The organism is Pseudomonas sp. NPDC090755 (assembly GCF_044769005.1).
Lineage (GTDB): Bacteria > Pseudomonadota > Gammaproteobacteria > Pseudomonadales > Pseudomonadaceae > Aquipseudomonas.
The window spans coordinates 120297-133829 of the sequence record NZ_JBIVXC010000010.1; the positions used below are offsets into that span (position 1 = coordinate 120297).

Sequence of the window (13533 nt, forward strand, 5' to 3'; positions counted from 1 at the left end):
AAACCTGCCACCGCCGTGACTGCTGCGCAGTCGATCGCAGGCTCCCACAGGGGATGAGCGGTCAGGAAGGCCGTCGCAGGGTCTTCTGGCGCAGGATGTAGAGGCTGACCAGCACCGCGCTGGTCAGCATGAAGGCGCGCGCCCAGGGCAGCGGCACCAGGTAGCAGGACAGCCCGATGCTCAGCCACATCAGGCCAATCGCATAGATCTTGCCCTTGAGCGGAATGCCTTCGCCGCTGAGGTAGTCACGAATCCACGGCCCGAGCCGCGGGTGATTGATCAGCCAATGGTGAAAGCGCGGCGAGCTGCGGGCAAAACAGGCCGCCGCCAGGAGCAGGAAAGGGGTGGTCGGCAATACCGGCAGGAAAATCCCGATCACCCCCAGCGCGACGCTGAGCCAGCCGGTGGCCAGCAGCAGGTAGCGCATTGACGACAACTCAGTGGTGGCGTGGCTTGAGCAGCGCAGGTGCAGGCTTTTCATCCGGCGCATGCTGCAGCAGGTACAGCGCGGTCAGGGCCTCTGGAATCTGTACGATCATGTCGTCCTGCAGGTTGGCATCGCTGGCGATGTCGGCGAACTCGGGCTGCTCGTCGAACAGGCCCGAACCGACCATGATCGGCAGCAGCATTTCGCTGACTTCTTCTTCGGCGGTCTCGAACCAGGCCTCTTCACGCATGAACACGCCTTCCATGAAGCCGATGCACCAGCCGCGCAGGTCGGAATCGTCCGGCTCCTGGCCCAGGTCCAGGTCGCAAGGCAGCTCGAATTCCTCGTCGCTGGCCAGCTGGCGGGCGATGTGGGCCTTGAGCTGGATCAGCGTGGCTTCGATCTCTTCACGCTGGGCGTCGTCCTTGTAGTGCGGCTCTTCGGCGAACAAGGCCTCGATCCATTCACGCTCGGGAACGGCCTCGGTACCGATCGACAGGGCGGTCAGGTAGCCGTGGGCGGCAACGTAGTCCAGCGCCTCCTCGTGCAGCTCGTCGGCGTCGAGGAAGGCTTGCAGGCGGGTCAATTGCTCGGCGAAGGACATTACGGGGCTACCTTGGGAATAAACGATGACTGAATTCTAGCACCTTGCGGCGCCGACAAGGCAAAGGAAGACGTCTATCGCAGAGCATCCTGTGAAGGCGGGCGCTCGGGTATAATGCCCGGCTTTTGCCCCGGGGTGCCCGTATCACGCGGCCGGGGTAAAAGCTGCTTACGCATTTTCGGATGTGGCAAGCGGGTTTTTCGTCCAGCCTGTGCCCAGGATGGTTCTGCGATTTTTGGAGTTTTTATGCTCGAACAGGCTCAGCGCGTCCTCAAGGACATCTTCGGCTACGACAGTTTTCGGGGGCGTCAGGGGGCGATCATCGAATGCGTGGCCAAGGGTGGCGATGCGCTGGTGCTGATGCCCACCGGGGGCGGCAAGTCCCTGTGCTTCCAGGTGCCGGCGTTACTGCGTCCGGGCCTGGCGGTGGTGGTCTCGCCCCTGATCGCGCTGATGGAAGACCAGGTGGCGACGCTTGACGAGTTGGGCGTGGCTGCTGCGTCGCTCAACTCCACGTTGAGTTCCGAGCAACAACGCGACCTCGCCGGACGCATTCGCCGGGGCGAAGTGAAGATGCTCTACCTGGCGCCGGAGCGCCTGGTGCAGCCGCGTATGCTGGACTTCCTGCGCGGCCTGGATATCGCCCTGTTCGCCATCGACGAAGCCCACTGCGTATCGCAATGGGGCCACGATTTCCGTCCCGAGTACCTGCAACTGGGGCAACTGGCCGAGCTGTTTCCCCAGGTGCCGCGCATCGCCCTGACCGCGACGGCGGACATGCGTACACGCGAAGAGATCGTCAGCCGTCTGCACCTGCACAATGCCGAGCGCTTCCTGTCGAGCTTCGACCGGCCGAACATCTTCTACCGCATCGTGCCCAAGGAACAGCCACGCAAGCAGTTGCTGGCCTTCCTCACCGAGCGGCGCGGCAACGCCGGGATCGTCTACTGCCTGTCGCGCAAGAAGGTCGACGAGGTCGCGGCCTTCCTGTGCGAGCAAGGCTTTCCGGCGTTGCCGTATCACGCCGGCCTGCCCGCCGAGACCCGTGCCGCCAACCAGCGCCGCTTCCTCAATGAGGAAGGCCTGATCATGGTCGCCACCATTGCCTTCGGCATGGGCATCGACAAGCCCAACGTGCGTTTCGTCGCCCACCTCGACCTGCCCAAGTCGCTGGAAGCCTACTACCAGGAAACCGGCCGGGCCGGCCGTGACGGCCTGCCGGCCGATGCCTGGATGGCCTACGGCCTGCAGGACATGGTGATGCTCAAGCAGATGCTGCAGAACTCCGAAGGCGATGAGCGCCACAAGCGCATCGAACAACACAAGCTCGACGCCATGCTCGCCCTCTGCGAAGAGACCCGCTGCCGGCGCCAGACCCTGCTCAACTATTTCGACGAAGAACTGCCCCAACCCTGCGGGCACTGTGACAACTGCATCGACGGCGTGCAGACCTGGGACGCCACCGAACCTGCACGCCAGGCCCTGTCGGCGGTGTACCGTACCGGCCAGCGCTACGGTGTCGGCCACCTGGTGGATGTACTGCTGGGCCGCGACAACGAGAAGATCCGTAACTTCGGCCATGAAAAACTCGCCGTCTATGGCGTTGGCAAGGCGCGCTCCGAAGGCGAATGGCGTTCGCTGTTCCGCCAACTGGTGGCCCGTGGCCTGGCCGATATCGACCTGGAAGGTTATGGCGGCCTGCGCCTGTCCGACAGCTGCCGGCCGCTGTTGCGCGGCGAGGTCAGCCTGGAACTGCGTCGTGACCTCAAGCCGCAGACCAGCAGCAAGAGCAGCAGTGGCGGCAGTCCGGCCAGCCAGCTGGTGCGTGGCGAGGAGCGCGAACAGTGGGACGCCCTGCGTGCCTTGCGGCGCAAGTTGGCCGAGGAGCACGGTGTGCCGCCATACGTCATCTTCCCCGACTCGACCCTGCTGGAGATGCTGCGCAGCCAGCCCACCAGCCTCAGCGAAATGGCCCGGGTCAGTGGTGTCGGCGCGCGCAAGCTGGAGCGCTACGGCGAAGCCTTCCTCGAAGTGCTGGGCGGTGCGGCCGAGACGCCACCGGTGGTGGCCGACCTGCGTCACGAGCTGACTACCCTGGCCCGCGCTGGCATGACCCCGGCGCAGATCGCCGGCCAGCTCAATTGCAGCGAGAAGAACGTCTACAGCCTGCTGGCCGAAGCCATTGGCCGCCAGCAACTGTCGCTGGAGCAGGCCCTGGACCTACCCGAAGACCTGCTGGCCGAAATCCAGGATGCCTTCCTGGACGGCGAAGGCGAACTGCCGCCGGTCTCGGCAGTGGCCGAGCTGTTCGGTGCGCGGGTGCCCGAGGGTGTCCTCTACTGTGTCCGGGCGGCGTTGGCAGCTGAATTCGAGATGTAAGGCTGTTTTGTCATCATTTATAACGATTGTTAGCCCGATAGAACCTTGCCTGTTGTGCAGGGACATGGTTAGCTGACTAATAATTAGTTCTGATGATGAGTTTTCTATGCCGTTGACCGACCACCACCGTTTCGGAATGCAGCTGGCCCAGATGTCCCGGGGCTGGCGCGCCGAGCTGGATCGCCGCCTGGCCGGGCTGAACCTGTCCCAGGCGCGCTGGCTGGTGCTGCTGCACCTGGCCCGTTTCGATGAAGCCCCCACCCAGCGCGAACTGGCCCAGAGCGTCGGCGTCGAGGGCCCGACCCTGGCGCGCCTGCTCGACAGCCTTGAGTCCCAGGGGCTGGTGCGCCGTCAGGCAGTGCTCGAAGACCGGCGGGCCAAGAAGATCCTCCTGTGCCCTCCGGCCAAACCACTGATCGAGCAGATCGAAACCATTGCCAATGCCTTGCGCGTCGAGCTGTTCACCGGCATCGACGAAGAAGAGCTGGACCTGTGCATGCGGGTGCATGCACGCATCCTGGCCAACCTGGAAAAAAACTGACCCCGCCTCAGAAGGTGTGGCCCAGGTTCAGGTACAACGCCTTCTGATTCTCGCTGTTGGCCCCATAGCTGAAGTTCAGCGGCCCCAGGGGGGTCTCGAAGCCGATGAAGACACTGGCTGCATTGATGTAGCCACTGTCGAAGTCGTTGTCATTGTTCCAGGCCCGGCCACGCTCCAGCGACCCGCCCAGGTACAGCGGGAAGTCCAGCGGCAGATAGGCCCGTGGCGTCAGCCTGCGGTAGTAGACCATGCGCATCAGGCTCATGTTCTGTCCGGACACCGAGTCCTGGCGAAAGCCCGACAACTGCCGGGCGCCGCCCAGGACAAAGCTTGAGGTGACCACCTCGGCGTCATCCAGGGTTCGTCCGTATTGGGCGCCGAGTACCCAGGTATTGGGGCCGCTGCTCAGGGCCTTGTCCAGCTTGAACTCCCACTGCCGGTAACGCTGGTCCGAGCCCAGGTCCGGTTCGAACTGGCGCAGGCCCAGGCTGATGTCTTCGCCGCTGTGGGGGAAGTAGACGTTGTCCAGGGTATCGAAGGAGTACCTGAGCTCGTAGAAGCCTTCACTGAAGTTGAACCTGGGCAGGTCCTGGTCGCCGATGCGCACTTGGGCATTGCCCCAGGCCTGGCCGACGCCGAAGCGCACCTCGCCGCTGTTGCCGATCTGGCGCCCCAGGTTCAGGCCGAAGCCATAGCGCTCCAGGCGGTATTCGGCGATCGGGTCGTCGTCCAGTGTCGCTTCGATGTTCTGCGAGCCGAGGGCCAGGTAAGGCGCGACGAAGTAACGCGAGCCGGCATCCAGCGGCTGGTAGAACTCGCTGTACAGCTCTTGCTGATCGCCGATCTGCGCCCGGGTCAACCACTCGGCGCCCAGCTGGTTGATGCCGTTGATGCGGTAGCTGGCGCCAATGTTGAAGGCGCTGTCACCCTGCATGTCATCGGACAGGTTCAGGCCCAGGCGCAGGTAGTCGGTGCCGCCGCGACGGCCGAGGGCATTGATCACCAGGGTGTTGTCCTTGCCCTTGTGCACCACCCGGTACTGCACCCGGTCGAAGTAGTCGAGGCCGTACAGGGTACCCATGTCGGTCTGCAGGCGGCCCAGCTCCAGGGGTTCGCCGATGGGTTGGCGAATATAGAAACGGATCACGTCGTCGCTGACCTTGGAGTCGTTTTCGATGCGGATGGCGGTGATCACCGGCGTGCGCTGGCTGGGCGAGCGCGCGGCGCTGAGTTCTTCATCGCTGTCATCAGGCTGCTTGAGCGCCGCCAGGCGCGGGTCCAGGGCGCGGGCGGCGCGGTAGCCGGCGTCGATCATTTCCTGGGCGCGGCCGAAGTCGGTAACGCCGAAGCTGGCCAGTGACGGCTGGACCAGAATGTCGTCGCGGTGCAAGGCGGCCAGTTGTTCTTCGGAGTTGCGCCGGGTCATCAGGGTGATCGACTGGTTGAGTACATCGACCACGGAGGTCAATTGGTCGCGGCTGCGCAACGGCGTACCGATATCGACGACGATGGCCACGTCCACACCCATCTCGCGCGCCACATCCAGCGGGATGTTGTCGACCATGCCGCCATCGACCAGCAACCGGCCGTCCAGTTCGACCGGGGCGAACACCGCCGGGATCGACATGCTGGCGCGTATCACTCGGGGCAGGTGGCCGCGGCTGAACACCACTTTTTCGCCGCTGGCGATGTCGGTGGCCACGGCACGGAAGGGGATCGGCAGCTTGTCGAAGTCGCGGGTGTCGCTGACATGGGCGAGCATACTTTCCAGCATCAGCGCCAGGTTCTGCCCCTGGATCACCCCCAGGGGCAGGCCAAGGCTGCCGTCGTCACGAAAGCTCAGCTTCTGCTTGACCAGGAAGTCGCGGTCATCCTGCTTGCGCCGGAACGGCACGTCCTTGCGCGGTGGCGCGTCGGACAAGGCTTGTTGCCAGTCGATGCCCAGGGCCAGTTTTTCCAGCTCATCGACCTTGTAACCGGAGGCATACAGGCCACCGACCACCGCGCCCATGCTGGTACCGGCGATGGCGTCGATCTTGATGCCTTGTTCTTCCAGGGCCTTGAGCACGCCGATGTGGGCCAGGCCACGGGCGGCGCCACCGGATAGCACCAGGCCGACTTTCGGTCGGGGCGGCTCGGCGGCCAGCAGCGGGAAGGAAACGACGAGCAGCAACAGACTCAACAGCAGGCGGTGCATCAGGACTCTCGGAGCTAAGGCTAAAGACCGCTAGTATAGGCACGACCGCCTGTCAGGAACCTGTTACCCCATGAATACGCCCAAAGCCGAAATCGTCATTACCTATTGCACCCAGTGCCAGTGGTTGCTGCGCGCTGCCTGGCTGGCCCAGGAACTGCTCAGTACCTTCAGCGACGATCTGGCCCGGGTCGCCCTGGAACCCGCCACCGGTGGCACTTTCCGGATTACCTGTGACGGCGTGCAGATCTGGGAGCGCAAGGCCGATGGTGGCTTCCCGGAAGCCAAGGTGCTCAAGCAGCGGGTTCGCGACCAGATCGACCCGCAGCGCGACCTGGGGCACAGCGACCGGCCCTGATCTTCAGCCGGTGGCGGCGACGCTCTTGTCGGCATTGCCGGCCGCCAGGCGGCTGGAGATGACGATCGCGAAAATGATCAACACACCGCCCAGCAACATCCGCGGGGTAGGCGTCTCGGCAAAGATCAACCAGGCCATGGCGATGCCGTAGACCGGCTCCAGGGCGAACACCACCGCTGCGGTGCGCGCCTTGATCACCGCCAGGCTGGCGACGAACAGGCTGTGGGCCACGCCCGTGCAGAACACCCCGAGCAGGCCGATCCACAACCAGTCCATGGGCGCCACTTCACCCAGTGCCGGCGCTGCGGCGGGCAACAGGCACAGGGCGACCACCGCGTTCTGGCACAAGGCGGCCTGCACCGCCGGTATGCGCCCGGACGAAGCCCGGTTGGTCAGCGACAGCAGCGAGAACAACAGGCCCGACAACAGGGACCAGAGCAGGCCGCCGGTGGCCTGGCTGGCCAGGTCGAAGTCTGGGGTGACCAGCACCAGGCCGATGCTCACCAGCAGTACCAGGATGATCTCGTTGCTGCGAATGCGCTCGCGAAACAGCAGGCCTTCAAGAATCACGGTGAAGGCCGGGAAGCTGGCAAAGCCCAGGGTGGCGATGGCCACGCCGGCGACCTTTACCGCAATGAAAAAACTCACCCAGTGCCCGGCCAGCAGCACGCCGCCCAGCACCAAACGGCGCCAGTCCTGGCCCTGCAGTGCCTGCCAGCCTTTGCCGGCGCAGCGGGCGAAAATCCCCAAGGCCAGCACGGCAAAGGCGGCGCGACCGAAGACGATGAGCGAAGGGGCGGCCTGGGCCAGCTTGCCGAAGACGCCGGTCAGGCCGAAGAACAGTGCGCCGATGTGCAGGGCACCGAGAGCGGTACGGTGGTTCATGGTGATCCTTGATAGAGGCAGGGCAGCCCGGCCAGTGTACGAAGCGGTGGCCGTGGCTGTCTGTCGCGTTCCTCGCGTCAGTTGTCGCCAGACTCGCGCCGCAGGGCCCGGGGCGAGCAGCCGAAGGCCTTGAGCATGGCGGCGGAAAAGGCACTCTGTGAGCTGTAGCCGACCCGGCTGGCGATTTCGCCGATGGCCAGGTCCGTCTCCACCAGCAGCCTGCGCCCCTGCAGCAAGCGACGCTGGCGGATGTAGTCCATGGGCGTGACACCGGCTTCGCTGATGAAGCGTGCGTGCAGGCGGGCGCTGGACAGGCCGGCCAGGCGCGCAAGGTCCGCGACCTGCAAGGGGTAGGCCGCATACTGGTCGATATGCGCGTCGAAGGCCGTATAGGGCAGCACCTTGTGCACCACCGCGGCCGGGCTTGCCTGGCTCAGGCTGGCCAGCAGCAGCACGGCGCCTTGCTGGGCGATCAACGGGTCGGCCACCGGGCTTGCCGCCAGCCAGTCGACCAGTTGTTGCTGGCGGCTGTCCAGGTTCAGCGGTCCGGGTTGTTCGAGCAGGCGTTGGCTGGCCGCAGCATGGGCGCCCAGGCTGTGGGCCAGCCAGGTGTCGCCTGGCACATCGAGCACCAGGCAATGGCTGCCGCCGGGACTGCCGCAGCTATGGTGAGCGCCAGCGGGCACCACCATCAGGCCCTGGCGATCGACCTGGCCGCCCCGACCGTCGACCTCGAACTCCAGCTGCCCACGCAGGCCGAACACCAACTGTGGGTGCTCGTGGCTGTGGGCAATCAGGTCGTGACGGTAGTGGCGCAGGGAAAGTATCGAGGCGCTGCTCATTGCCGAATCCTCCAGGCAGTGCCGGCAGTGTACAGGGTGAGGCAGGCCGCCGGCATGTCATCGGATGGACGCTATTTGGTCACCTGCGCTTCATTGCCCGCTGGCACGCTCGAAAAAACCACCCCGGAGCCTGCCCATGAGCCATGCCGAGCTTGTCAAACCGTCGCGCAAGCAGCGCGTGCGCACCGTGTGGATTTCCGATGTGCACCTGGGTACCCGGGACTGCCAGGCCGAGCACCTGTCGCAGTTCCTCAAGGGTTACCACACCGACCGCATCTACCTGGTCGGCGACATCATCGATGGCTGGAAGCTGCGCAGCGGCATGTACTGGCCGCAGGCGCACAGCAACGTGATCCGCCGCCTGCTGACCATGAGCAAGCGCGGTACCGAGGTGATCTACGTCACCGGTAATCACGACGAGTTCCTGCGGCGCTATTCGAAGCTGGTGCTGGGCAATATCCAGTTGGTCGATCAAGCCGAGCACCTGACTGCGGACGGTCGGCGCCTGCTGGTCATCCATGGCGACCAGTTCGATGTCATCACCCGTTACCACCGCTGGCTGGCGTTCCTGGGCGACTCGGCCTATGAGTTCACCCTGACCCTCAATCGCTGGCTCAATCATTGGCGCGCCCGTTATGGCTATGGTTACTGGTCGCTGTCGGCCTACCTCAAGCACAAGGTCAAGTCGGCGGTCAGCTTCATCAGCGACTTCGAGGAGGCGATCGCCCATGAGTGCGTCAAACGCGGCTTTCATGGTGTGGTCTGCGGGCACATTCACCACGCCGAAATCCGCAAGGTCGGTGAAGTGGACTACCTCAACTGTGGTGACTGGGTCGAGTCTTGCACGGCGCTGATCGAACACTGGGACGGCACCATCGAACTCTACCGCCTGGCCGATGACCAGGCGCGCCAGGCCCGGCAGCTGGCGGGACTGGAGCTGGCCGGACCGGGTTGACTCAGGCGTTGTCGGTCATTGACTGCAGGGCGGCCTTGTAGATCGACTGGCGCGGCTGGGCGAACAGGCGCTTGAGCATGGGCTCGAAAAAGCTCAGGGGCAGGTTGTCGTAGGCCGGGTCGAAGGCGGCGGCGTCGTAGCGCGCGCAGAATTCGATGGTCTGCTGGTACTGCGGATGGTCCTGGAACTGCTCGCGCAAATGCCGATCCATGCCCAGGTGGTGAAAGAAGTAATAGCCCTGGAAGATGCCGTGCTTCTCCACCATCCACAGGTTTTCCGGACTGACGAAGGGCTTGAGGATGGCGGCGGCGATGTCCGGGTGGTTATAGCTGCCCAGGGTGTCGCCGATGTCATGCAGCAGCGCGCAAATTACATATTCCTCGTCGCGCCCGTCGTGCCAGGCGCGGGTGGCGGTTTGCAGCGAGTGGCTCAGGCGGTCGATGGGAAAGCCGCCAAAATCACCGTCGAGCAGGCGCAGGTGGGTCAGGATGCGCTCGGCCAGCTGGCTGGCATAGGTCCTGAAGTCACTGGCGATGATCGCCCAGTCCTGCTGGGTGCCATCCTGCATGTGGGTGAAACGGGCCTGCTGGTTCATCGGCGCTCCAGGGTTGCGGTAGGCAAAACCACTGTAGCGTGACCGCCTGTCGGAACAGTGGCTGCCGAGGACGGCTTGCTGACCTTGCAGGCCGAAATCAGAAGGACACTTTGCCGCGCAGCATGTCGCGGTACATGGCGAAGTCGCCGATCAGGCTGTAGAGCGGATGTTTGAAGGTGGCCGGGCGGTTCTTCTCGAAAAAGAAGTGGCCGATCCAGGCAAAGCCGTAGCCGGCGACAGGCACTGCCAGCAGCAGGGCCCACTGGCCACTGGCCAAGGTATAGGCGAGCAGGGCGATGACCAGGCTGGTACCGACGAAGTGCAGGCGACGGCAGGTGGGGTTGCGATGTTCTTCCAGGTAGAAGGGATAGAACTCGGCAAAACTGCGAAATTGCTGAGGACTGTTCACGACGCTGCTCCTGTGTCTGTCGATGCTGACGAAGATACACGGCGTGGAGCCTGATCCGAGTCTAGAGTGAGTGACACGACAGGGCAGTGACAATAGGCGCCAATTGACTATCCTTTGAGTTCGCCGCAGGAGCGGACAGTTCGAACATAAGAAGCCAGCCATGAGCGAGAGAACCACGTCAGCAAGCTGGGCATCAGGGATCGTCAAGGCACTCGAGCTGGAAGGGCTGGACTGCCGTGCCATGTTCAAACAGCTCGGCCTTGATTTCGCCGCGCTGGACGACCCCGACGCCCGCTTTACCCAGGATTCGATGACCCGCCTGTGGCAACTGGCGGTCGATCTGTCCGGCAACCAGGCCATCGGCCTGAACATGGCGCGGGTGGTGCGCCCGGCGTCCTTCCATGTGGTCGGCTATGCCTTGATGTCGAGCCGTACCCTGGCCGAAGGCTTCGAGCGTCTGGTGCGTTACCAGCGCATCATCGCCGAAAGCTCGGACTTGAGTTTTCGCCTGGAGCCGGACGGCTATGCCCTGATCCTGACCGTTCATGGCGACCACCTGCCACCGACCCGGCACAGCGCCGAAGCCTCGCTGGCGTGTGCGTTGTCATTGTGCAGCTGGCTCAGCGGGCGGGTGATCCAGCCCCGGCGGGTGCTGATCCAGGGGGCACAGCCGGCGGACCTTGCGCCCTACAAGACCGCCTTCCACGCGCCGCTGGTGTTCGGTGCGCCCTATGATGCGCTGGTGTTCGAGCGCGCCGACATGGAAGCGCCGCTGCCCACGGCCAACGAGGCCATGGCCACGTTGCATGACCGTTTTGCCGGTGAATACCTGGCGCGGTTTTCCGAAAGCCGGGTGACCCACCGTGCCCGCCAGGTGCTGTGCCGGATACTGCCCCAGGGCGAGCCCAAGCGCGAGACCGTGGCCCAGTCCCTGCACCTGTCCCAGCGCACCTTGCAGCGGCGCCTGCAGGAAGAGGGCACCAGTTTCCAGACCTTGCTCGACGATACCCGCCGGGAACTGGCCGAGCAGTACCTGGCGCAACCGAACATGACCTTGCTGGAAACCGCCTACCTGCTTGGGTTTGCCGACCCGAGCAATTTTTTCCGGGCGTTTCGCCGCTGGTTCGATGTCACCCCTGGGGAGTACCGGTTGCGCCTGGGCGCAGGTGTCGCCGCCCAGGCACCCCAGTCACAGGGCGTGATTGCCGGTCAGTGACGCCAGAATGCCGGCATGAACAGGACCAGCACGGTAATGATCTCCAGGCGGCCGAGCAGCATGCCGGCGGCCAGGATCCACTTGGCCGCATCCGGCAGGCTGGCGAAGTTGCCGGCCGGGCCGATGGTTTCACCCAGGCCCGGGCCAACACCCGACACGGTGCTGGCGGCGCCGGTCAGGGCGGTCATCCAGTCGACCCCCAGCAGGGACAGCAGCAGGGCGATCACGCAGATGGTGATGGCGAAGAAGAACGAGAACGTCAGGATCGAGCGGACAATCTCTTCGTCCAGACGGTGACCGTTGTACTTCTGCTTGATCACCGCACGCGGGTGGATCAGCTGATTGAGGTTGGCCTTGAGCAGGATGTAGGCGACCTGGAAGCGGAAGGTCTTGATGCCGCCGGCGGTCGAGCCGGAGCAGCCACCGACGAAGCCCAGGTAGAAGAACAGCATCAACGAGAAGTTGCCCCACAGGCTGTAGTCACCCAGGGCAAAGCCCGTGGTAGTGACCACCGAGGTCACGTTCAGCGCCACGTGGCGCAGGGCGTCGAGCCAGTGCAGCTGGGTGGTGGCCCAGTACCAGGTGCCCAGCACCAGCCAGGTCACCAGCAGCATGGCCAGCAGGCCCTGAACCTGCTGGTCCTTGATCAGCGCCTTGCGGTTGCCGCGCACGGTGGAGACATAGAGGGCGAAGGGCAGACTGCCGAGGATCATCACCACCACCGCGACCCAGTGCACCGCCGGTTGCTGCCACTTGGCCAGGGACTGGTCGGAGGTGGAGAAACCACCGGTGGAAATCGCCGACATGGCGTGGTTGATGGCGTCGAAGGTGTTCATACCCGCCCACCAGAAGGCCAGGCTGCCCACGGCGGTGATGCCGATGTATACCGCCACGATCGACTTGGCGACCATGTGCGAGCGGGGCATGACTTTTTCCGAGCGGTCCGAGGACTCGGTCTGGAACAGGCGCATGCCACCGATGCGCAGCAACGGCAGGATCGCCACGGCCATGGCGATAAAACCGATACCGCCCAGCCAGTGCAGCAACGAGCGCCACATCAGGATGCCCGGCGACATGGTGTCCAGGCCGCTGAGCACCGTGGCGCCGGTGGCGGTGATCCCGGACATGCTTTCGAAGAAGGCGTCGGTGTAGCTGATGTGCTGGGTCAGCAGGAACGGCAGGGCTGCGAAGACGCACACCACCAGCCAGCTGCTGACCGTCAGCAGGTACATGTCACGCGGGCGCAGGTGCACGTGCTCGGGTTTGCCCTGGAGCACCAGGGCAAGGCCTGCGATGAAGGTGATCATGCTCGACCAGAGGAACGACGGCAGGTCGCCGGTGCGATCGAAGATCACCAGGGTGGCCATGGGCACGACCATGCTGATCGCAAGGGTGATCAGGAAGATGCCGATGATGAAACCAATAGTCCTTAAAGTCGGCAACGCCATGTGATCTGCTCTGACTCGGTTCGGAAGGGCGCCATTCTACCTATGGACCTTTTTAAGTAAACGCTAGAATAGCTGCACATTTCTATTCAGGGGGTAGCCGATGGAGGCTCTCGACGCATTGCTCAACCGTGTTTCCGTACCACGCCTGGTGGAGCCTGCACCCAATGCCGCGCAGCGTGAGGCCTTGTTCCAGGCCGCCTTGCGCGCCCCGGACCATGGCCAGTTGCGGCCCTGGCGGTTCCTGACGATCGAGGGGGCAGCGCGGGAAAAACTCGGAGAACTGTTCGCCGAGGCGGTGAAGGCCAAAGGCGAAACCAGTGACGCGGCGCTGGACAAGGCCCGGGCCATGCCGCTGCGGGCGCCGCTGCTGGTGGTGGTGATCGCCCGCTTGCAGGATCACTTCAAGATTCCCCAGTCCGAGCAGCGCCTGGCGGCAGCCTGTTCTGCCCACGGCATCCTGCTGGCGGCCTATGCCCAGGGTGTGGGGGCGATGTGGCGTACCGGTGACCTGGCCTACAACCCTCATGTGGCCAAGGGGCTGGGACTGGCCGAAGGTGAAGAGATCATTGGTTTCCTCTATCTCGGTACCCCGCACAGCGAGCCACGCACCGCACCGGTGCTGGCGACCGCCGACTTTGTCAGTGCCTGGGGCGAGTAAGGTTTTGTAGCGGCTGTGCCGG

The 13533-nt window shown here is 64.3% G+C and carries 14 protein-coding genes; 6 read left to right on the forward strand and 8 right to left on the reverse strand.

Annotated features, from left to right (window positions below; translation table 11 throughout):
* Positions 1 to 61: 61 nt before the first annotated feature.
* Together ACIQUS_RS16305 and ACIQUS_RS16310 are read right to left on the reverse strand one after the other, a co-directional pair.
* Entirely contained in the window at positions 62 to 427 is a 366-nt protein-coding gene (locus tag ACIQUS_RS16305; RefSeq protein ID WP_403048359.1) for a YbaN family protein, read from the reverse strand.
* Positions 428 to 437: 10 nt separating this feature from the next.
* Positions 438 to 1031, reverse strand: a complete 594-nt coding sequence (locus tag ACIQUS_RS16310; protein ID WP_403048360.1) for a UPF0149 family protein — start codon at positions 1029 to 1031, stop codon at positions 438 to 440.
* A 246-nt stretch (positions 1032 to 1277) separates the two neighbouring features.
* On the opposite strand from ACIQUS_RS16310, the gene recQ reads away from it, so the two are divergent.
* Positions 1278 to 3410: a DNA helicase RecQ gene (gene recQ / locus ACIQUS_RS16315; protein WP_403048361.1), complete on the forward strand. Its 2133-nt coding sequence runs from the start codon at positions 1278 to 1280 to the stop codon at positions 3408 to 3410.
* A 106-nt stretch (positions 3411 to 3516) separates the two neighbouring features.
* Positions 3517 to 3951 carry a MarR family transcriptional regulator gene (locus ACIQUS_RS16320; protein ID WP_285863754.1) on the forward strand — a complete coding sequence of 145 codons (435 nt, stop codon included), beginning with the start codon at positions 3517 to 3519 and terminating at the stop codon, positions 3949 to 3951.
* Positions 3952 to 3958: 7 nt separating this feature from the next.
* On the opposite strand, the gene ACIQUS_RS16325 is transcribed toward ACIQUS_RS16320, so the two are convergent.
* Positions 3959 to 6148 carry a patatin-like phospholipase family protein gene (locus tag ACIQUS_RS16325; protein WP_403048362.1) on the reverse strand — a complete coding sequence of 730 codons (2190 nt, stop codon included), beginning with the start codon at positions 6146 to 6148 and terminating at the stop codon, positions 3959 to 3961.
* A 70-nt stretch (positions 6149 to 6218) separates the two neighbouring features.
* Between ACIQUS_RS16325 and ACIQUS_RS16330 the strand changes: the two genes are divergently transcribed.
* Positions 6219 to 6503: a SelT/SelW/SelH family protein gene (locus ACIQUS_RS16330; protein WP_403048363.1), complete on the forward strand. Its 285-nt coding sequence runs from the start codon at positions 6219 to 6221 to the stop codon at positions 6501 to 6503.
* Positions 6504 to 6506: 3 nt separating this feature from the next.
* Here ACIQUS_RS16330 and ACIQUS_RS16335 read toward each other — a convergent pair whose 3' ends face one another.
* Together ACIQUS_RS16335 and ACIQUS_RS16340 are read right to left on the reverse strand one after the other, a co-directional pair.
* Positions 6507 to 7388: a DMT family transporter gene (locus tag ACIQUS_RS16335; protein ID WP_403048366.1), complete on the reverse strand. Its 882-nt coding sequence runs from the start codon at positions 7386 to 7388 to the stop codon at positions 6507 to 6509.
* A gap of 77 nt (positions 7389 to 7465) precedes the next feature.
* Entirely contained in the window at positions 7466 to 8230 is a 765-nt protein-coding gene (locus tag ACIQUS_RS16340) for an AraC family transcriptional regulator (protein ID WP_403048368.1), read from the reverse strand.
* Positions 8231 to 8366: 136 nt separating this feature from the next.
* On the opposite strand from ACIQUS_RS16340, the gene ACIQUS_RS16345 reads away from it, so the two are divergent.
* Positions 8367 to 9185, forward strand: coding sequence for a UDP-2,3-diacylglucosamine diphosphatase (locus ACIQUS_RS16345; RefSeq protein WP_403048370.1), 819 nt, complete (start codon positions 8367 to 8369; stop codon positions 9183 to 9185).
* A 1-nt stretch (position 9186) separates the two neighbouring features.
* Here the strand turns inward: ACIQUS_RS16345 and ACIQUS_RS16350 are convergent, their stop codons facing one another.
* Both ACIQUS_RS16350 and ACIQUS_RS16355 read right to left on the reverse strand, forming a co-directional pair.
* Positions 9187 to 9780 (reverse strand): HD domain-containing protein, encoded by a 594-nt coding sequence (locus tag ACIQUS_RS16350; protein ID WP_403048371.1) that lies wholly within the window; start codon positions 9778 to 9780, stop codon positions 9187 to 9189.
* Between the two features lie 97 nt (positions 9781 to 9877).
* Positions 9878 to 10189, reverse strand: coding sequence for an Mpo1-like protein (locus ACIQUS_RS16355; protein ID WP_403048373.1), 312 nt, complete (start codon positions 10187 to 10189; stop codon positions 9878 to 9880).
* Between the two features lie 160 nt (positions 10190 to 10349).
* Between ACIQUS_RS16355 and ACIQUS_RS16360 the strand changes: the two genes are divergently transcribed.
* Positions 10350 to 11405, forward strand: a complete 1056-nt coding sequence (locus ACIQUS_RS16360; RefSeq protein WP_403048375.1) for an AraC family transcriptional regulator — start codon at positions 10350 to 10352, stop codon at positions 11403 to 11405.
* Here the strand turns inward: ACIQUS_RS16360 and ACIQUS_RS16365 are convergent.
* The gene (locus ACIQUS_RS16365; protein WP_403048377.1) at positions 11399 to 12853 is read right to left on the reverse strand and encodes a TrkH family potassium uptake protein; all 1455 of its coding nucleotides are present in this window, start codon (positions 12851 to 12853) and stop codon (positions 11399 to 11401) included. The two genes, ACIQUS_RS16360 and ACIQUS_RS16365, sit on opposite strands and share 7 nt — an antisense overlap.
* Before the next feature lie 100 nt (positions 12854 to 12953).
* Here ACIQUS_RS16365 and ACIQUS_RS16370 point away from each other — a divergent pair, with 100 nt between their 5' ends.
* Positions 12954 to 13511: a nitroreductase family protein gene (locus ACIQUS_RS16370; RefSeq protein WP_403048379.1), complete on the forward strand. Its 558-nt coding sequence runs from the start codon at positions 12954 to 12956 to the stop codon at positions 13509 to 13511.
* The last annotated feature ends 22 nt before the right edge of the window (positions 13512 to 13533 follow it).